This window comes from Curtobacterium sp. MCBA15_004 (assembly GCF_001865055.2).
GTDB lineage: Bacteria > Actinomycetota > Actinomycetes > Actinomycetales > Microbacteriaceae > Curtobacterium.
On sequence record NZ_CP126266.1, the window covers coordinates 1,206,031 to 1,224,721 of the forward strand.

Annotated in this window: 15 protein-coding genes; 6 read left to right on the forward strand and 9 right to left on the reverse strand. The window is 73.6% G+C overall.

Annotated features, from left to right (window positions below; all coding sequences use genetic code 11):
- The first annotated feature begins 120 nt into the window (after positions 1 to 120).
- On the forward strand, positions 121 to 435 hold the full coding sequence (locus QOL16_RS05700) for a hypothetical protein (RefSeq protein ID WP_071285035.1): 315 nt from the start codon (positions 121 to 123) through the stop codon (positions 433 to 435).
- Positions 436 to 557: 122 nt separating this feature from the next.
- On the opposite strand, the gene QOL16_RS05705 is transcribed toward QOL16_RS05700, so the two are convergent.
- Complete coding sequence (locus QOL16_RS05705; RefSeq protein WP_175473119.1) at positions 558 to 1,748, reverse strand: aromatic acid exporter family protein; 1,191 nt, start codon at positions 1,746 to 1,748, stop codon at positions 558 to 560.
- Between the two features lie 80 nt (positions 1,749 to 1,828).
- Between QOL16_RS05705 and QOL16_RS05710 the strand changes: the two genes are divergently transcribed.
- A complete protein-coding gene (locus QOL16_RS05710; RefSeq protein ID WP_065963860.1) occupies positions 1,829 to 3,073 on the forward strand; it encodes a phosphotransferase enzyme family protein in 1,245 nt (414 codons plus the stop codon).
- Between the two features lie 555 nt (positions 3,074 to 3,628).
- Positions 3,629 to 5,755 (forward strand): DEAD/DEAH box helicase, encoded by a 2,127-nt coding sequence (locus QOL16_RS05715; RefSeq protein WP_071285033.1) that lies wholly within the window; start codon positions 3,629 to 3,631, stop codon positions 5,753 to 5,755.
- Positions 5,756 to 5,998: 243 nt separating this feature from the next.
- On the opposite strand, the gene QOL16_RS05720 is transcribed toward QOL16_RS05715, so the two are convergent.
- Positions 5,999 to 6,271 (reverse strand): mycoredoxin, encoded by a 273-nt coding sequence (locus QOL16_RS05720; RefSeq protein ID WP_065963863.1) that lies wholly within the window; start codon positions 6,269 to 6,271, stop codon positions 5,999 to 6,001.
- Between the two features lie 78 nt (positions 6,272 to 6,349).
- Between QOL16_RS05720 and QOL16_RS05725 the strand changes: the two genes are divergently transcribed.
- The gene (locus QOL16_RS05725) at positions 6,350 to 7,882 is read left to right on the forward strand and encodes a CYTH domain-containing protein (RefSeq protein WP_071285032.1); all 1,533 of its coding nucleotides are present in this window, start codon (positions 6,350 to 6,352) and stop codon (positions 7,880 to 7,882) included.
- Between the two features lie 84 nt (positions 7,883 to 7,966).
- Here QOL16_RS05725 and QOL16_RS05730 read toward each other — a convergent pair whose 3' ends face one another.
- Entirely contained in the window at positions 7,967 to 10,138 is a 2,172-nt protein-coding gene (locus QOL16_RS05730) for a S9 family peptidase (protein WP_071285031.1), read from the reverse strand.
- Complete coding sequence (locus tag QOL16_RS05735; protein ID WP_071285030.1) at positions 10,135 to 11,472, reverse strand: Fic family protein; 1,338 nt, start codon at positions 11,470 to 11,472, stop codon at positions 10,135 to 10,137. The genes QOL16_RS05730 and QOL16_RS05735 overlap by 4 nt, the downstream gene beginning before the upstream one ends.
- Positions 11,473 to 11,635: 163 nt before the next feature.
- On the opposite strand from QOL16_RS05735, the gene QOL16_RS05740 reads away from it, so the two are divergent.
- Positions 11,636 to 12,838 (forward strand): amidohydrolase, encoded by a 1,203-nt coding sequence (locus QOL16_RS05740; RefSeq protein ID WP_071285029.1) that lies wholly within the window; start codon positions 11,636 to 11,638, stop codon positions 12,836 to 12,838.
- A 71-nt stretch (positions 12,839 to 12,909) separates the two neighbouring features.
- Here the strand turns inward: QOL16_RS05740 and QOL16_RS05745 are convergent, their stop codons facing one another.
- Both QOL16_RS05745 and QOL16_RS05750 read right to left on the reverse strand, forming a co-directional pair.
- Positions 12,910 to 13,800, reverse strand: a complete 891-nt coding sequence (locus QOL16_RS05745; protein WP_071285028.1) for an aminodeoxychorismate lyase — start codon at positions 13,798 to 13,800, stop codon at positions 12,910 to 12,912.
- A 20-nt stretch (positions 13,801 to 13,820) separates the two neighbouring features.
- On the reverse strand, positions 13,821 to 14,171 hold the full coding sequence (locus QOL16_RS05750) for a tryptophan synthase subunit alpha (protein WP_065959777.1): 351 nt from the start codon (positions 14,169 to 14,171) through the stop codon (positions 13,821 to 13,823).
- Between the two features lie 64 nt (positions 14,172 to 14,235).
- On the opposite strand from QOL16_RS05750, the gene QOL16_RS05755 reads away from it, so the two are divergent.
- Complete coding sequence (locus QOL16_RS05755) at positions 14,236 to 14,766, forward strand: 8-oxo-dGTP diphosphatase (RefSeq protein ID WP_071245855.1); 531 nt, start codon at positions 14,236 to 14,238, stop codon at positions 14,764 to 14,766.
- A 56-nt stretch (positions 14,767 to 14,822) separates the two neighbouring features.
- On the opposite strand, the gene QOL16_RS05760 is transcribed toward QOL16_RS05755, so the two are convergent.
- From QOL16_RS05760 to QOL16_RS05770, 3 genes are all read right to left on the reverse strand, one after another.
- Entirely contained in the window at positions 14,823 to 15,110 is a 288-nt protein-coding gene (locus QOL16_RS05760; RefSeq protein WP_065959780.1) for a hypothetical protein, read from the reverse strand.
- Between the two features lie 77 nt (positions 15,111 to 15,187).
- The gene (locus tag QOL16_RS05765; protein ID WP_071245857.1) at positions 15,188 to 16,831 is read right to left on the reverse strand and encodes an ABC transporter permease; all 1,644 of its coding nucleotides are present in this window, start codon (positions 16,829 to 16,831) and stop codon (positions 15,188 to 15,190) included.
- 100 nt (positions 16,832 to 16,931) lie between these two features.
- Complete coding sequence (locus tag QOL16_RS05770; protein ID WP_065959909.1) at positions 16,932 to 18,620, reverse strand: sodium:proton antiporter; 1,689 nt, start codon at positions 18,618 to 18,620, stop codon at positions 16,932 to 16,934.
- Positions 18,621 to 18,691 lie beyond the last annotated feature (71 nt).

The following is an 18,691-nucleotide window of genomic DNA, read 5'->3' on the forward strand; positions in this document are numbered from 1 at the left end:
CGTGGACAGGGGTAGGACGTGCGTCCCACGGACTGGGGCGGGAGCATGTCACAGCTCGTTGCTAGGGTTCCCCGCGAGGACCCGTACCCGACGGGCCCTCATGTGGTTCTTGGGGGAACGATGAACGACCAGCCGGCCCACCCGGCCCTCGTCCGACTGCGTGCCGAACTCGTCGCGGCCCGCTCCGGCCTGGGGGTGCTCGGCGAGCTGGAGGGCTCGCGGCGTGACCGCGTCCTCGCCGACCTGCTGACGAGCGTCTCCGACGCCGCCAGCCGAGCGGCGCGGGTCGCCGGTGCCGAGGTCGTGGTGGCCGAGGTGCAGCGGTTCGCGTCGGTCGACGGTGCCGCCTCCGATCCGGGTGGGGCGCCGGCGGTGTGGGACGACATCGCACAGGCGGCGGTCGAGGCGGCCACAGCGGTGCACGCGCAGGCCTGACGGCGGCCACCGCGGTGCGTGCGCAGGCCTGACGGCGGCCACCGCGGTGCACGCGCGGGCCTGACGGCGGCCGCCGCGGTGCACGCGCAAACCTGACGGCGGCACGGCCCGCGCCCCGCGCCTCAGTCGTCCTCGCCGAGCAGCTCCTCGCGCACCCGTCGGATGTCCTCGAGCAGCGCCCCGATGAGCACCCAGTGCCGTGAGTTCGGCCGGACCACCCGGATCGGCCTGGTCAGCGCGGGCTCCGCGACACCGAACCCGGCGACCGCACCGCCGCCGTCGCGCGCACCGGTACCGCCGACGGCCTCGCCCGCACCACTGTCGCCGTCGCCCGCCGCGTCGGTGCCGTCCGACACCCCACCCGCACCACGGAGACCGTCGACCCCGTCCGGCCGCGCTCCCTCGTCCCGGGCGTCGAGCCGCGTGGCCTCCACCCGTGCGCTCAGCGACCGGACGTCTGCCCCGATGCGGGCGACCTCGGTGGCGATGCTCCCCACCACAGGGTCCGCGCGCAGGTCCTCGGCGGTGTTGTCCCGGATCGCGCGGGTCATGCCCGTGACGCGGGTCACGAGCACGCGGAGGTGCTCGGTGACGGCGACGTCCCGTTCCAGGATCGTGCGGTGCCGGCCGCCGCGCGGGTTCATCGTGAGCGACTCGCCCGCCGCGGTCAGCGAGGCCTCGGTGCGCGCGTGCTGCTGGCGGAGCGCCCGGGCCTGCAGCAGGGCCTCGTGCCACCGGGCCTCGTCCCACCCCTCGGTCAGGCCGATCGCGATCCGCTCGAACGCGGCGGCGGTGTCGCGGGCCAGCCGGGCGACGGCGAGGTGCGCCGGTTCGAGCAGCACCGGCGGGACGATGAGCGCGTTCACCACGAGCGCGACCAGTGCACCGACGACGGTCTCCAGGATCCGGTCGGCGGAGTAGTTCGGGGTGACGACCCCGGCGGTCAGCACGAGCATGCCGCTGATGCCGACCTGGGTCGCCGAGGTCGGGGTGAGCCGGAGGGCCCAGCTGAGCAGGATCGCGAGCACGATCACGACGAGCACGACCCACACGCCGTCGCCGAGCCACAGGTGGAACCCCGTCGCGAGCACGACGCCGAGCACGACCCCGGCGCTGCGTTCGAGCCCCTTGACGAACGACTGGGTGATGCTCGGCTGCACGACGAGCAGCGCGGCGATCGCGGCGAACGTCGGGAACGGTCCGTCGATGAGGACCCGGCAGAGCAGGACCGCGGCCACCACGGCCACCGCCGTCTTCACGACCTGCAGGAAGGGCGTGCGGGCGGAACTGCGGAGGCGCGCGACCGGGTTCACGACCACCACGGTAGCCACGAGCCGCACGCCGAGCCGTGCACGATGGCGACGAATCCGCACGGGCACGGTTGACTGGTCCCGTGTGGCCCAACCACGAGCGCGTCATCCCGCAGGCCTTCGCCGGCTCCGGGACCTCCGTCGTCGCAGCGCGCGCCCACTCGGTCGAACCCTCCGGCAACGGGTACCTCTACGGCTACGAGGTCGACACGGTCGACCGCGCCGGCCAGCGCGCCACGGTCCTGACGTACGTCGACACCGGCGGCACGCACGACCAGAACAGCGCGATCGTCACCGACCCGGTCACGGGTGACCCGGTGTCGGTGTGGGCGTACCCGAACGACCCCGGGCTGCCGGTGCTCCCGCAGGTGACGTACCGCGACGCCGTGACCGACCTGCTCGGCGGGATCGGCATGCCGGTCACCGACCCGGTGCTGTCCGTGGCGGCCTACCGTCCGGGCAAGCGTGCCGTGGTCCGGGTCGACGCCCCGGAACGCACCCTCTTCCTCAAGATCGTCCGCCCGCACCGGGTGGCCCCGATCGTGGAGTCCCACGAGCAGTTCGTCGCGGCCGGGCTCCCGGTCCCGCGCGTGCTCTCGAGCCGCGGGGACGGCCTGCTCGTGCTCGAGCGGATCCGCGGGGTCCCCGCCGGCAGCCGCATCACCGAGATCGCCGACGACCCGCGCTTCGTCGCCTCGCTCGCCGCGCTGACCGGCCGCATCGCGACCGTGCCGATGACGCAGCAGGCCCGAGCGGACGCCATGGACCACGCCGACTGGCACCGCCGGACGCTCGTCGCCGCGCTGCCGCAGGACGCCGAGGAGATCGACGCCCTGTACGACGAGATCGGGCGGCGCTCGGTGAGCTGGGGGAGCGGGACCCGCCAGGTCGTGCACGGCGACCTGCACCTCGAGCAGGTGTTCGTCGACGAGGACGAGCCCTGGCGCATATCGGGGCTGCTCGACATCGACACCGCCGGCTGGGGCTTCCCGGTCCGCGACATCGGTGCGGTCGTCGCGCACCTCGTCGTCACGGCGCTCTGGCACCGCTCACGTGGCGACGCCGAACGGGGTGCAGCGGCGGAGCGGCTCGCCGACGCCGTGGCGCGCGACTGGGTCGCGCGGAACCCCGGCGAGGCCGAGCGCATCGGCCCCGCGATCGGTGCCCAGCTCCTCGCCCACGCCGGCGGGCAGGCGACGACGGGGTCCGCCAACGGCGTGCAGACCGCGCAGCACCTGCTCGCGGCGACACGTGCGGCGCTCGCCGACGCTGCACCCGTGCTGCCGTCCGACGGTCTGGTGCGTCCGCGGTCCGCACCGCAGGTCTGAGACGACGACCCTCCGCGCCGGTCGGGAGGCCCGTGGCGGCCCGGCACCGTGCCTCCGGTCGGTCCGGCGGTCGGTCGGGAGGCGCGTGGCGGCCCGGCACCGTGCCTCCCGTCCGTCCCGTGCGCGGTCCGGAGATGCCAGGCGGTCCGGCGCCGCGCCTCCCGTCCCGTGCGCGCGACGCGCGCGGGGACGCGGGAGTCGCCGCCGTCGGGGGTCGGGGAGTAAACTGCCCGGAGCACGCACCGTGTGCTCGCGTGCCGCGTCGATTCCGGATGCGGCGGTCGGTCGGTTGACCGACGCGGGGGCCGGGCCGTGAGCGTCCAGTGGGGCGCCACGTGCGTGCGACGGCGCCGGACCCCGGCGCGGACCGACGTGTCGCGTACCGAGCGGTGCACGACGGCACGGTCCGCAGGGCTCCACCGGAGTTCCGCAACGGGACCGGCGCACCAGCGGGCCAGGGTGGCCCGCGGGACCGGAGCCGTGCCGGCACCGGTCGAGGACTTCCCGCCACCGACGGCGGCTCGCCCGTGCAGACGGGCGGAACAAGGAGGAGCGTTGGCTCGATCAGGCACCCGGCGTGCAGCCGGCGGGACGCGGACCGCGTCGCGCCGCACCAGGCCGCTCGACAACGACGGCGTCATCCCCGTCCTCGCCCGCGCCGTGCGCGAGGTCGAGGCCGCGGCGCAGCGCGGTCCGCTCAAGGCCACCAACCGGACGAAGTTCCAGGCGGTCGCACTGCTCATGCGTGAGGAGCGTGCCCGCGTCAAGGCGGACACCGAGCTCACCGACGCGCAGCGCGCCGAGCAGCTGAAGCGCCTCGACGGCGTGGCGACGATCCTCGCGAAGACGGCGGCACGCGACACCAGCGTGATCCAGCTGCTGACCGAGGAGGCCTCGGTCAGCGAGGCCACCCGCACGGTCAAGCGCGACATGATGATCGCCGGCGGGATGGAGCTGCAGCCGGAGGACCTCGTCATCGCCGCCGAGCCGTCCCCGGTCGTCGAGACCCCGGTGCGGTCGGTGCTCCCGCAGGCCGTCGTGCAGCGGCAGCTCGCGAACCCGTTCATGCCGCCGGACTTCGCGCTCGCCGACCAGCCCGTCGCGCACCCGCGTCGCCTGGCGAACTGGGAGCTGTTCGGCCCGCTGTTCAAGTCGTTCGAGTACGGCGCGGGCGGGGGAGCGGCGTCGATGCCGCTGCCCGAACCCGCGAACCTGCACACGCGCTCGGGCACCACGCTCATGAAGCACCAGGCGGAGCTCGTCGCCGCCGCGTCGCAGGGACACCGCACGTTCCTGCTCGCCGACGAGCCGGGTCTCGGCAAGACGGCGCAGTCGCTGCTCGCCGCCGACGCCGCGAACGCCTTCCCGCTGCTCGTCGTCGTGCCGAACGTCGTCAAGACGAACTGGGCACGCGAGGCCGAGCGCTGGGTGCCGAACCGCCGCGCGACCGTCATCCACGGTGACGGGGACGACCTCGACGGGTTCGCCGACATCGTCATCGTGAACTACGAGATCCTCGACCGGCACGTCGGCTGGCTCGGCTCGTTCGGGTTCAAGGGCATGGTCGTCGACGAGGCGCACTTCATCAAGAACAAGGAGTCGCAGCGCTCCCGGTTCGTGCTGCAGCTCGCCGAGAAGATCCGCGAGCGCACGGCCGCGCCGCTCCTCATGGCGCTCACCGGGACCCCGCTGATCAACTCGGTCGAGGACTTCCGCACCATCTGGGAGTACCTCGGCTGGATCGACGACAAGAAGCCCCGCGCGAAGCTCATGAACGAGCTCGAGGACATCGGGCTCACCCCCGCCGACCCGGGCTTCTTCGTCGAGGCGCGCAAGGCCGTCATCGACCAGGGCATCGTGCGGCGCCGCAAGGTCGACGTCGCGGCGGACATCCCGGCCCGTCGCATCGCCGACATCCCGGTCGAGCTCGACGGCGAGGAGGGTCGCTCGATCCGCGACGCCGAGCGCGAGCTCACCGCGAAGCTCGTCCGCCGGTACCACCAGGCCCTCGCGGCCCGGACCGGGCAGGACCCGGTGGTCGGCATCGACCACAAGCTCGTGCGGCAGGTCGCCCGCTGGGAGCTCGAGGACCAGGACGCCTCGTCGACCGGCGAGAACGTGTTCTCGATGGTGCGTCGCATCGGCCGTGCGAAGGCCCAGCTCGCGGCGGACTACGCGGCGCAGCTGGCGTCGAACGTCGGCAAGGTCGTGTTCTTCGCGAAGCACCTCGACGTGATGGACCAGGCCGAGGAGGTCTTCGCCCGTCGTGGCCTGAAGACCGCGACCGTCCGCGGCGACCAGACCCCGGTGCAGCGCACGGCCGAGATCGACGCGTTCGTGAACGACCCCGACGTCGCCGTGATCGTCTGCTCGTTGTCGGCGGCCGGCGTCGGCCTGAACCTGCAGGTGGCGTCCAACGTCGTGCTCGCGGAGCTGTCGTGGACGAGCGCCGAGCAGACCCAGGCGATCGACCGCGTGCACCGCATCGGGCAGGAGGAGCCGGTCACCGCGTGGCGCATCATCGCCGCGCAGACGATCGACACCAAGATCGCCGAGCTCATCGACTCGAAGGCGTCCCTGGCCGCCCGCGCGCTCGACGGCTCGGACGAGGAGGTCGTCGACTCCGGCGACATCCAGCTCGACGCGATGGTCGCACTGCTGACGGACGCGCTCTCGCGCTGAGCGCGGCGGGGCTGCGGCCCCGCCGCCGCTCGCGCGGGCGGCAGGCCGCGGCAGGCCCGCCGCGGGCCCGCCGCGGGCTGCGACGGGGGCCCGCGTGCGTTCGCACAACGAGAAGCGGCTCGAACCACGGAATTCCGTGGTTCGAGCCGCTTCTCGTTGTGCAGGAGCACGTCGCGCCGCGGGGTGGCTCCGGTCAGCACGTCGCGCCGCGGGGTTGCTCCGGCCAGCGCGCCCCGCCGCGGGTCAGATGCGGGACTGCACCTCGGCGAGCGAGGGGTTCGTCGCGGTGCTGCCGTCCGGGAACACGAGCGTCGGCACCGTCTGGTTGCCGCCGTTGACCTCGGCGACGAGCTCGGCCGTGCCGGGCGTCTGCTCGATGTCGACCTCGCGGAAGGGGACGCCCGCCTTGGTCATCTGGTTCTTCAGGCGCGCGCAGTACCCGCACCAGGTGGTCGTGAACATGGTGACGCCGCCGGCCTCCGGCACGAACGCGTCACGGGTGATGGTGTCGCTCATGCCGCGAGCCTAGATCGCCCGGGTGGACGTGCCCCGCGAGTTCGTGGTGCACGACACCGTCCTGGTAGACAGGAGCACGTGACGGACACGCACCTCGAGATCGAGCGCACCTACGACCTGCCCGAGGGCGGGGCCCTCCCGGACCTGATCGGCGTCGGCAGCATCACCGCCACGGACCACCAGGAGCCGTTCGCCCTCGACGCGACCTACTGGGACACCGAGCGCTACGACCTGGTGGCGTCCCGCGTCACCGTCCGCCGACGCACGGGTGGCCCCGACGCCGGCTGGCACATCAAGCGCTCGGCCTCCGACACCGTCCGGCACGAGCAGCACTTCCCCCTCACCGAGGACGCCGACGCCGTGCCCGACGAGGTCCTCGCCGCCCTGTTCACCGAGCGCCGGGGCCGCGCGCTCCGACCGGTCGTGCACATCGCGACCACCCGTACGGTCACGCGCCTGCTCGACGAGGACGACGAGCAGGTCGCCGAGCTCGCCGACGACCTGGTCACCGCGCAGCGTCTGGACGCCGACGCCCCGGCCACGCCCCGCACCTGGCGTGAGGTCGAGGTGGAGGCCGTCGCCGGCGTCGACGAGCAGGTCGCGCACGAGCTGTTCGCGGCGCTGGACGGGCGCTTCGCGGCCGTGGGGGCCGCCCCTGCGGCCGTCGCGTCCAAGCTGGCACGCGGGCTGGCAGGCGCACCGGCACCGCGCCTCCAGACCGCCGACAAGCCCGAGAAGGGCACCGCCGCCCGCGCGCTCGCCAAGCAGCTGAAGAAGCTGCGCGCCGCGCTGCTCGCCCAGGAGGCGCAGCTCCGGTCCGGCGGGCCGGCCGACCTCCGCGAGACGGCCCGGACCGCCCTCGGCATCGCCGCCGTGCTCGGGTCGTACCGCCCGGCGTTCGCCGGGACGGCCGCGGCCGACCGCGCGGCCGAGGCCGCCGACGGCCTTGCCGCGGTGACCGCGCGGGCCGCGCTCGCCGACTACCTGGTGGAGCGGCTGCCGTACGCGTCCTCCCCGGCGCAGGACCTCCTGGTCGACACGATGACCCGCGAGCGGGTGCTGGCGGCGACCCGGGAGCGCCGGGCGGTCGCGGTGGCCGAGGTCCTCGCGTTCCTGCACGGTGAGCCGTACCTCGAGCTGCTCGACGCCCTCGACGACGGCGTGGAGCGTCCGGCCCCGACCGACTGGGCACTCCGGTCGCCGAAGCGCGTCGCGCAGGACGTCTCGGCCGTCGAGAAGCCCCGGGTGCGCCGACTCGTGCAGACCGCGGTCGGCGAGGAGGACGACTCCCTCGGCCTGCTCGACCGCGAGGCGACCGAGCGCGCCGCGACCGAGGAGGCCTGGCGTGCCGCCACCCGGGCCCGCGCGGCGATGGACGTGCTCGGTGACGATGCGTTCCCGCACGCGCTGTGGAAGCGGATCGGCGACGCCGCGGACGTGCTGACCGAGCGGGTGCGGTCGCTGCACGCGCTCGACGTGCTGCGGGTGCACTCCGGCATCGCCGAGCGCGGTGGCGAGGGCACGTTCGGGTACGGCGTGCTCGCGGGCGACCGGGTGCGGTTGGCCGAGGACTCCTACGACCAGGCGGTGCACGCGCTCAACCGCGTGTGACGGGCGGGCGCGGGCTGCCGCGTCCGCCGCTGGCCCGCGTCCACCCCGGGCGCGGGCGCGACCCGGGGGCCGCGCCCGTTCGGGTCAGCCGGCGGCGATCGGCTCCGCAGCGGCTGCCGGGTTCACGTCGGCGAGCCCGAGCACGTCGAGCAGCCAGGCGATCTCGAACGCCCGCTCCTTCCACGAGTCGTACCGGCCGCTCACGCCACCGTGCCCGGCTGCCATCTCGGTCTTCAGCAGCACCGGGGCGCCGACCTCGCGGAGCTTCGCGGTCCACTTCGCCGGCTCGACGTAGAGCACGCGGGTGTCGTTGATCGACGTCACCGCGAGGATCCGCGGGTACTGCACGTCGTCGCGGACGTTCTCGTACGGCGAGTACTCGCTCATGTAGCGGTACACCTCGGGGTCGTGCAGCGGGTCGCCCCACTCGTCCCACTCGATGACCGTGAGCGGCAGGTCGGGGTCGAGGATGCTCGTGAGCGCGTCGACGAAGGGCACGGCTGCCAGGATGCCGGCGAAGCGCTCGGGTGCGAGGTTCGCGACCGCACCCATGAGCAGGCCGCCCGCGCTGCCGCCCTCGGCGACGAGCCGGTCGGCGCTGGTCCGCCCGGACGCGATCAGGTGCTCGGCGACCGCGACGAAGTCGGTGAAGGTGTGCTTCTTGGTGAGGGTCTTGCCGTCCTCGTACCAGTGCCGGCCCATCTCGCCGCCACCGCGGACGTGCGCGACCGCGAAGACGACGCCGCGGTCGAGCATCGACAGCCGCATGACGCTGAAGCCCGGGTCGATCGAGTGCTCGTACGAACCGTAGCCGTACAGGTGGAGCGGTGCCGGCCGGTCGGCGTCGACGGCGTCGCGTCGCCAGACGAGCGACACCGGGACCTCCGTGCCGTCGGGGGCGGTCGCCCAGTCGCGCTCCTGCACGTAGTCCGCCGGGTCGTAGCCGCCGAGGACGGGTTGGCGCTTCAGCACGGTGACCTCGCCGGTGGCCAGGTCGAGGTCGCTCACCTCGGACGGGGTGACGAACGACGTGTACCCGATGCGCAGGGTCGGCTGGTGCCACTCCGGGTTGCCGCCGAGTCCCGCCGAGAACAGCGCCTCGTCGAAGGGGACTTCGTGCGCGTCGCCGTAGCCGTCGCCCTCGATCGGGATGACGGCGACGCGGGGGAGCGCCTCGGACCGGTACTCGAGCGCGAGGTGCCCGGCGAAGGCGTCCACAGACTCGATGCGTCGCTCCGGGTGGTGCGCGACGACGACCCGGCGGTCCCGCTCGGAGGTCGGGTCGTCGGCGGGCACGTCGACGAGCTCGAAGTTCTCGGCGCCGTCGTTGTGCAGGACGAGGAAGCGGTCGCTCCCGCCGACGATGGCGTGCTCGATCTCGTACTCGACGCCCTCGCGCCGGGGCCACACGACGGTGAACTCGCCGGTCGGGTCCGACGCGTCGAGGACGAGCGCCTCCGAGGTGATCTTCGACCCGAGCTCGATGACGATGTACTGCGACGACCGGGTGACCCCGACACCGACCCAGTACCGGTCGTCCGGCTCCTCGAAGACCACGACGTCCTCGGACGCCGCCGTGCCGACCCGGTGCCGCCAGATGCGGTCGGGCCGCCAGGACTCGTCGACGGTCGGGTAGAACAGGTACCGGCCGGAGGGGTCGAAGGTCGCACCCGAACCGGTGTCGGGGATCTCGTCGCCGAGGTCCTCGCCGGTCGTCAGGTCGCGCACGTGCAGGGTGTAGCGCTCGTCGCCCTCGACGTCCACGCCGTAGACCAGGCGGGTGCCGTCGTCGCTGATGTCGTAGCTGCCGAGCGAGAAGAAGTCGTGTCCCTCGGCCAGGGCGTTGCCGTCCAGGACGACCTGCTCACCGGGGAGCGTCCCCGCACCCTCGGCGACCGCGGGCGGGGTCCAGTCGTCGGGGCCGGTGATCGGCGCGCGGCAGTGGGTGCCGTACTGGCTGCCCTCGGCGGTGCGCGTGAAGTACCACCAGTCGCCCATGCGGACCGGCACCGAGAGGTCGGTCTCCTGCACGCGGCTCTTCACCTCCGCGAAGACGCGGTCGCGCAGCGGGGCGAGGTGCTCGGTGGCGGCGTCGGTGTACGCGTTCTCGGCCTCGAGGTAGGCGATCGTGTCCGGTGACTCCTTGTCGCGCAACCACTCGTAGTCGTCGACGAAGTCGATGCCGTGGTGGGTCCGCGTCACGGGCCGCTTGGCGGCGGACGGCGGGGTGGTGGCCTGGGCGTGCTCGCTGCTCACCGTCCCACCCTATTCGGCGGGTCCGAGCGGCCGCCCACCGACGCGGTGCCGGCTCCGTCCCGAGCGCTCGTCGCCGCAGGGCATCCGCGCGCCCGGGCGTCGACCCCGTCCCGGATCCGCTCGATGAACGCGTCGAGCTCGGCGACGACCGCGGGCGCCACCCACGCCCGGTTCCGCCGACGCGTGGTGACTGGTCGCAGGACGCCCGCTCGACAGAGGTCGTCGGTCGTCCGGTCGACCACGGCCCCGACGTCGCGGCCCACCCCCGGACCGGTCCCACCAGCGGCGCGGCGGACGAGCCGCTCGGCGTGGTCCTCGGTGAGCACGGCGTCCTGCTCGAGCGCCCGCCCCAGCACCGCGTGCACCCCGGACCGGCAGACGCCCGCGGCACGGTCGACCCCCACCTCGGCGAGCAGCAGGGAGGTGACCAGGGGCTCGTCGGCTGCGGCACCCACCGCGATCGCCAGGTCCCGCACCCAGTCGTCGACCGCTCCCTGCCGGTACCGCTCGAGGTGCGCGAAGTACCGGTCGCGTTCGGCGTCGAGCACGACGGCGAGCGGGACGACGGCCGACCGCGCGGCCCCGCGGGCGCGCAGGACCGCGGCGACCAGTGCCCGACCGATGCGGCCGTTGCCGTCGGTGAACGGGTGGATCGACTCGAACTGCGCGTGCGCGATCGCGGCCTGGGCGACGGGGTGCAGGTCGTCGCGCCGGAGGAACGCGAACAGGTCGGCCATGAGCGCCGGGACGTGCTCCGGCGGCGGTGGGACGTACCGGGCCGTCCGCGGGGTGGCGCCGCCGCCGATCCAGTTCTGCACGTCCCGGTACCGACCGGCGTACGGCCCGTCGAGCGGGTCGTCGCGCATGAGGTGGTGGTGTGCCCGCAGCAGCGCGGGCTCGTCGACGGTCCCGCCCGACGCCGCCTCGACGAGACCGACGATCGCCTCGGCCGCGCGTGCGGTCGCCGTGGCACCCGCGTTCGCCCGCGAGCCGGAGAGGGCACGGGCGACGTCCTCGGTCGTGGCGTGCTCGTGCTCGATCCGCGACGAGGAGACCGCCTCGGTCCGCGCGAGCACGTGCTGCAGGGGACCGGTGCCCTGCGCGTCGTCCAGCGCACGGAGGGCGAGCGCCGCACGCGCGAGCAGCACGGCCGTGCCGTCGTCGGGGGACCAGACCGCCCCGGCCACGGGCGGCGGCAGCGACACCCGGACCGAGCGCAGGAGCCGGTCGGCGCGCGGGCCCCGCACGGCGCTCCGCCACGGGCGTTCCTCGGTGCGGTGCGACGGCCACACCGGCGTGGTCGTCAGGGGGGTCGTGCTGGTGGGGTCGGGCACGGGCCTCCTCGGGCGGTCGTGGGTCGGACGAGCAGGGACGCCGGCGGCGCCGGACGGCCACCGTCCAACGACGGTAGGACCGGGCGGACGCGCCCGCCAAGGAATGCACATGTCGCATGCACGACCGCGCGGCCCCGGACCCCGACCGCCGTAGCGTGGACGCATGCGTTCCTCCTCCTTCGTCGTCACCGGCGCCCACGTCGTCCCCGTCTCCGCACCCGCCTTCGACGGCGGTGCCGTCGTCGTCGAGGACGGCCGCATCACCGCGGTCGGCCCCGATGTCACCCCGCCGCCCGGCCTGCCCGTCGTGGACGTCGCCGGCGCCTGGCTCGTCCCCGGCTTCGTCGAGGCGCACGGCCACGTCGGCATCCACGAGGAGGCGAACGGCTGGGCGGGGAACGACACGAACGAGATGACCGACCCGAACACGGCCGCCGTCCGGGCGATCGACGCCGTCGACATCGACGACGAGGGCTTCCGCGACGCACTGTCCGGCGGCATCACGAGCATCGTCGTGAAGCCCGGCTCCGGGAACCCGATCGGCGGGCAGACCGTGGCGATCAAGACCTGGGGCGGCCGGACGATCGACGAGCAGCTCATCTCCGACGCCGTCAGCGTCAAGAGCGCCCTCGGCGAGAACCCGAAGCGCGTGTACGGCGACAAGGGGCAGACGCCCTCGACCCGCCTGGGCGTCGCGAAGGTCATCCGCGAGGCGTTCGTCGCCGCGCAGGACTACCGCGCCGCACGCGAGGCCGCGGCAGCGAAGGGCGAGCCGTTCACGCGGGACCTGACGAAGGAGACCCTCGTCCGCGTGCTCGACGGCGAGCTCGCGTGGGACCAGCACGTGCACCGGCACGACGACATCGCGACGGCCCTGCGGCTCGCCGACGAGTTCGGGTACCGACTCGTCGTGAACCACGGCACCGAGGCGCACAAGATCGCCGACGTGCTCGCCGAGCGGGACGTGCCGGTGATCTACGGCCCACTGTTCACGAGCCGCTCGAAGGTCGAGCTCCGCGACCGCGGCATCCGGAACCTCGCGACGCTCGCCGCTGCAGGCGTCCGGGTGGCGATCACGACGGACGCCCCGGTCGTGCCGATCAACATGCTCGTCGACCAGGCCACCGCCGCGGTCAAGGAGGGGCTGCCGTGGCAGACCGCGCTCGAGGCGCTCACCACGAACCCCGCCGACTTCCTCGGCTTCGGGCACCGCGTCGGCCGCATCGAGCCCGGCTTCGACGCGGACCTCGTGCTCTGGGACGGCGACCCGCTCGCCGCGACCAGCCGTGCGACGCGCGTCTGGATCGAGGGCGCGTCCGTCTACGCGTGGGCCGACGGGACGGGCGTCACCACCCCGCGCTGGTGACCGGCTGACGACGGTAGGCGCGTGGCGGCCCCGCCCCGCGCCTCCCGTCCGCCCTCCCCGGCCCCGGCGGGCTACTGCTCGCGCGACAGCAGGAAGTCGTTGATGCGCTCGGTCATGTCCAGGTCCACCGCGCGCGCGACTCCGTTCACCGAGCGGATCGGCGCCGCCTGGCGGACGCTCGACAGCAGCCAGAGCGCGTCGGCTGCCTCGAGGTCGGCGAGCGTCACGAGCTCGTACGACGTCGCGATGCCCTCGCCCTCGGCGAACCGGAAGACGTCGGCCTGCGTCGTGCCGGCGAGGATGCCGATGTCGGTCCGCGGCGTCACGAAGCGCCCGCCGACCGCCATGACGAGGTTGGCGCGCGTGCCCTCGAGCACGTAGCCGTCCGTCGAGACGAACAGGGCGTCGTCGGCACCGCGGCGCTCGGCTTCGCGCAGCGCGGCCATGTTCACCGCGTACGAGAGCGTCTTCGCGCCCTGCAGCAGCCACGGCGAGGTCCGCTCGACGTCGTGCCGGTAGCCGCGGTCGAGCGTCACGACCGCGATGCCCTCGGTGCGGGCCGCGCTCTGGTCGCCGGACGGCGCGGCGTACACCCACCCGGTGGGGCGACCGCTGCCTTCGACCCCACGGGTCATCACGGTCTTCGCGAAGGCCTCGTGCACGGGGTCGAGCCGTGCGCACACCGCCTCGATCGCCCGGCGCCAGGCGTCGAGGTCGGGTGTGGGCAGGTCGAGCATCGCCGCGGACCGGACGAACCGCGCCAGGTGCGGTTCGAGGGCCTGCGGACGGCCGTCGACGACCGTGATCGTCTCGAACACGCCGTCGCCCCGGACCGCACCGAGGTCCTGCACCTGCAGGTGCTCCTCGAGCGGCTTCGCCCACGTGTACGCGTCGGCCGCGGGGTCGTGCGGCGCGGCGTCGCGCGAGGGCTGGTTGAGGACGGCGAGGACGGTGTCGGTCATGGCCCCCATCCAACCGCAGGTCAGTCGGCGCGGGGCAGCGACCCGAGGAGCTTCCACACCGCCGGGGTCAGCTCGGGGTGTTGCAGGGCGATGCGGCGCAGCCGGTGGTACTCCTCGCCGAGGGCGGTGCCCTGCCCGGAGGCCGGGTGCCCCGACCAGTGCGCGCTGCGCTGGCTGATCGCCGCGTCGAGCTCGACGGCGTCGGCACGGAGGATGAGCACGACCTGCTCGTCGACGGACGGCAGGGTGGGCATGAACTCCCACGGGTCCTCGCCGGCGCGGCTGCGGTGCTCGACGATCACCGAGATCTCCTCGGCGGCCTCGGCGCGCAGCACTTCGAGGCTGCGCCCGGTCCTGCGGGACTCAGCCACGGTGCCCCCACAGCACGCCTGCCATGCGCCAAGCCTACGTCAGCGGATCGGCCACACTGGACGCGTGACCCCGCGCGACCAGACGAAGTCCCAGCACCCACCGGTCGTCGTCGTGTACCTGCTGCGCGACGGCACGGACGGCCCCGAGGTGCTGCTCGGCGAGAAGCGACGCGGCCTCGGCGCGGGGCGCCTCGTCGGTCCGGGCGGCAAGGTCGAGCCGGGGGAGCCGCCGGTGGCGGCCGCCGTCCGAGAGGTCGCCGAGGAGGTCGGCCTGCGGCTCGACCCCGCCGACCTGGAGGCGCGTGGCACGTTGGACTACCGGTTCCCGTACCGCCCGTCCTGGTCCCAGGTCTCGGACGTGTTCGTCTGTCGCCGCTGGCAGGGGAGCCCGACGGGCAGCGACGAGCTGGTGCCGCGCTGGATCCCGGTCGACGCCGTGCCGTACGACGCGATGTGGGACGACGCCCGCTACTGGCTGCCCGGCGTGCTCGCGGGCGGGACGGTGGACGCGCGGTTCACCTTCGCCGAGGACGACGCGACGGTCGCCGGGTTCACCGGCACGGGGGTGCGGGCGGAGGGCCGCCCGTCCCGGTAGTCGCTCGGCGCTCGTCGTCGGTCAGGTCAGCGCCGGGCTTGCGTCCTGGGGGCAGCTCAGCGCTGGGGCTGCGTGCGGGTGCTGCCGGTGCGGGCCTCCTCGGCCGCGGCGAGCACGTCGGCGTCGCCGCTGCGCCCACCGAGCGGCCGGACGAAGAAGTCGACCACGCCCGCGGCGATCGCGGCGAGCACCGCGAAGATCGCCCAGCCCACGAACAGCCCGGCGACGTTGCGCCCGTCGGCCGGGGCGAGCAGCACGCTCGCGGCGTACAGCCCAGCCGCGACCACGAGGAACACGACGACGACGGTGACGAGGGCGCGGTGCCAGGCGGTGCGGGAGGTCATCGGCCCAGGATACGCCCGGCGCCGGGCGGTTCCGCGTCCTGCCCGCGAGCCCGACGCGCCGCGGGTCGCCCGGGCCATCAGCGCTCCGCGTGCCGCCCGTGGGTGCGGGAGCGGTCCGCCGTGTCGGGCCGGGCCGTCGCGTCCGCGCGCCCCGTCGCGCCGGACCGGGCCGGTCCGTCGGGCCGGGCCGACGTCCTGGACCCGTCCACCCGCGGGACGGGACGGGTGCGCGGACCGTTCCCCGCGCCTCCCGTCCGGGTCGGACCGGAGCGGTCCGCCTGCCGCACCACGGGGATGCGTCCGGTCGGGGTGGTCTCCGTCTCGAGGCCGTCCCGACCCCCGGTGAAGACGTCCCCGGAGACGCGCTCGTCCTCCCAGTCGTCGTCGCGGAGGACACTGAGCGTGCCCGTCTCGGTCGAGGTGAGGCCGTGCCGTTCGAGCTCGGCGTCGCGCTGCTTGCCGAGGAACTCGCGGTTCGCGTTCTGGGCGTCCTGGAACATCGTGGTGCGGTTGTTCACGATCGCCGAGATGCGGCGGCGCTCCCACCACTGCTTGCCGAAGAACATCAGGACGAGCCCGGCGGCGGCGTAGCAGCCCATCGTCAGCAACCCGCGGCCGAAGCCGGGGCCGACGCCGTAGACCTCGTGCTTGATCATGTCGACCATGCTCGAGCCGACCACCACGTGGTTCAGCCACGCGAACGGCTCGGGCATGAACCACTTCGGGTAGGCGCCACCGGACGACGGCATCGACAGGAAGACGAAGCAGATCATCGCGGGGGCGGCGATGAACCGCCCGACGAAGTAGCTCAGGCCGTTGACCGCGAGGCCGATCGCGACGATCCAGCCCCAGGCGATGAGGACGAGTTCGATCCAGTGCCCGTGGATCGCGCCGACCACCGGACCGGCGAGGGTGTTCGTGATGAGCGAGATGACGAGGCCGCCGACGACGATGACCGCCATCCGGGTGCGGTGCCGCAGCGGGCCGCCCATGATGCCGATGAACATCGCGACCATGTAGCCGCCGATGCACCACGCGAGCATGACGTACATCGCGACGGTGCCGTACTCGTCGTAGGCGGGCAGCGGCGCGAGCTCGGTGACGGTGGGGGCCGGGCCACCGGTGGCCTCGATCACGCTCGAGAGCGTCGCGGGCACGAGCGACGCGACCTGGAACTGGTGCGCGCTGGCCTTGAAGACCTCGTTCGCCGACGGGTCGACCGCGACGGCCATCGTGCCCGCGAGCACGTCGCGCTTCGCCTGTGCGAGGGAGTCGTAGACGTGGAAGACGTACTCGCCCGGCAGGGCCTTGTCGACCGCGGCGACGAGCGTCGGGTCGCTGCCGACCAGGGCGACCGGGACGTCGTGCGGGTGCGGGGCGTGGAACGCGAAGACGTAGCAGAGGCAGAAGCCGACGATGAAGAACAGCGGCATCCAGAGCTGCAGGCCGATGAGCTGCAGGGAGGGGTGCAGCGTGCCGTACCAGCGGCGGTACCGGCTGACCTTCTGCGGTGCGGGGACGGGCGCCTGCCGGACCTGGGACGTCCGGGAGACCGAGCGGCTGCCGGCGACCGGGGCACCGCGGCGGGGCTTCGATCCGCCGCGCGTGGACGGTCGGGTCTGCCGGGACTTCGGTGCGGGCTTCGGCGCGGTGGTGCGCGGCGCTCCGTCTCGGTCAGGGAGGTCGGTGTTCCTGGGGACGTCGTTCCGCGGCTCGCTCACTCGGCGCTGTGCTCCTTCTCCTGGTCGGAGCGTCACGATACGCCCGGGTTGCTCCCCGCGTGCCGTGAGCGGGCGCGACCGCCGTCCCGCGCGGGACGGTTCAGGACCGGCTGCGCGACGCCTGTGCCGAGTCCATCGCGAGCTCCTCGGCGTCGAGCGTCACGAGCACGCGGCGCATGACCTCCTCGTCGAGGTTGCCCTTCTCGCGCTCCTCGAGCACGATCTCGCGCCGACGGTCGAGCAGCTCGCGCCGGATGTCCTGGATCTGCGCACCGCGGAGGCGCATCGGGGCGTTGCGTTCTTCGTCCTCCTCTTCCTCGGCGTCGCGGCGGAAGGTCTCGGCCTGCCGCTCGAGGCGCGCCTTGAGCCGGTTCACGACGGAGTCCACCGCCTGCGGGCCGTACTGCTCCGACCAGGCCGAGCGGCGGCGTTCGAGGAGCGCGATCGCGGCCTCGGTCGTGCGCTGGTTGAGCCGCATCTCGCTGCGGACGTCCTCCTCGCCCTCGCGCGGGTCCTGCACCTTGAGCGCGCGGATGACGAAGGGGAGCGTGAGCCCCTGCAGCAGGAGCGTGCCGACGGTCACGACGAACGCGATGATGAAGATCGTGTCCTGGGCCTTGATCTCGACCGGGTCCGCCACGACCGCGACCGCTGCGGCGAGCGTCACCACGCCGCGCATGCCGGTCCACGAGACGACGGTGAGCTCGCGCCAGTTGAGCTTCGGCTCCGCCGAGCCGCGGATCCAGCGCAGGGAGGGGTGACCGCGGGACAGCCGGATGCGCAGGGGCCGGACCCACCGCCCGTGGAAGCGGTTCCGCACGTACGACTCGAAGACGAACAGCGGCCGGACCAGGACCACGACGACGAGCACGACGGCCGCGGCGGTCAGGGTCTGGCCGAGGCTGCGGTCGCTCTCGACGAGGTCCTGCACGACGGTGTTCAACTGCAGGCCGATGAGCGCGAACACGAAGCCCTCGAGGATGACGTCCATGCTCGTCCACAGCGGGCGCTCCTGCAGGCGGGTCGCGTAGCCCTCCTTCGGCGAGTTGTAGCCGATGTACAGGCCCGCGGTGACGACCGCGATGACGCCGGAACCGGACAGGTGCTCGGCGAGGACGTAGGCGACGAACGGCAGCAGGATGCTCATGATCGTCTCGACGACCGGGTCGTTGATGCGCATCCGGATCCAGTGCACCGCGACGCCGAGCACGATGCCGACCGCGAAGCCGACGCCGATCGCGAGCGCGAAGATCCCGAGGTCCTGCCAGATCGTCAGCGAGGTGCCCGCCGCGATGAGGGTGAACACGCGCACGAGCGTCAGCGAGGCGGCGTCGTTGATGAGGCTCTCGCCCGACAGCACGGTCATCACCCGACGGGGGAGCCCGAGCTTGCGGCCGATCGACGCCGCGGACACCGCATCCGGCGGGGCGACGACGGCACCGAGCAGGATCGCCGCGGGCCAGTCCATGTCCGGGATGATCAGGTAGGCCGCGAGGCCGACGGCCAGCGCGGTGATGATCACGAGGAAGACGCCGAGTCGTCGGATCTGCTTGATCGACTGCCGGAAGCTCTGCCACGACACGTCGAGTGCCGCCGAGTACAGCAGCGGCGGCAGGACCACCGTGAGGATGACCTCGGAGTCGATCTTGATCTCGGGCAGCCCCGGGACGAACGACACCGCGAGCGCGACCGCCGTCACGAGCAGGGGCGCTGGTAGTCCCTTGGCGCGGGCGAAGCCGGTCACCGCGAGCGAGCCGACCAGCAGGATGAGGAGCTCGACGATGTCCATGGCCTCCATCCTCCCATCCGGTGGTTCCGATCCTGAACGACCCCGAAGGCCGGGTGGACGCGGGATGAACG

Bases quoted from the DNA above. Each gene is read 5' to 3' on its own strand.
- QOL16_RS05720 (WP_065963863.1), bottom strand. From the start codon at position 6,271: ATGAGCGACACCATCACCCGTGACGCGTTCGTGCCGGAGGCCGGCGGC.
- QOL16_RS05770 (WP_065959909.1), bottom strand. From the start codon at position 18,620: ATGGACATCGTCGAGCTCCTCATCCTGCTGGTCGGCTCGCTCGCGGTG.
- QOL16_RS05700 (WP_071285035.1), top strand. From the start codon at position 121: ATGAACGACCAGCCGGCCCACCCGGCCCTCGTCCGACTGCGTGCCGAA.
- QOL16_RS05740 (WP_071285029.1), top strand. From the start codon at position 11,636: ATGCGTTCCTCCTCCTTCGTCGTCACCGGCGCCCACGTCGTCCCCGTC.
- QOL16_RS05745 (WP_071285028.1), bottom strand. From the start codon at position 13,800: ATGACCGACACCGTCCTCGCCGTCCTCAACCAGCCCTCGCGCGACGCC.
- QOL16_RS05760 (WP_065959780.1), bottom strand. From the start codon at position 15,110: ATGACCTCCCGCACCGCCTGGCACCGCGCCCTCGTCACCGTCGTCGTC.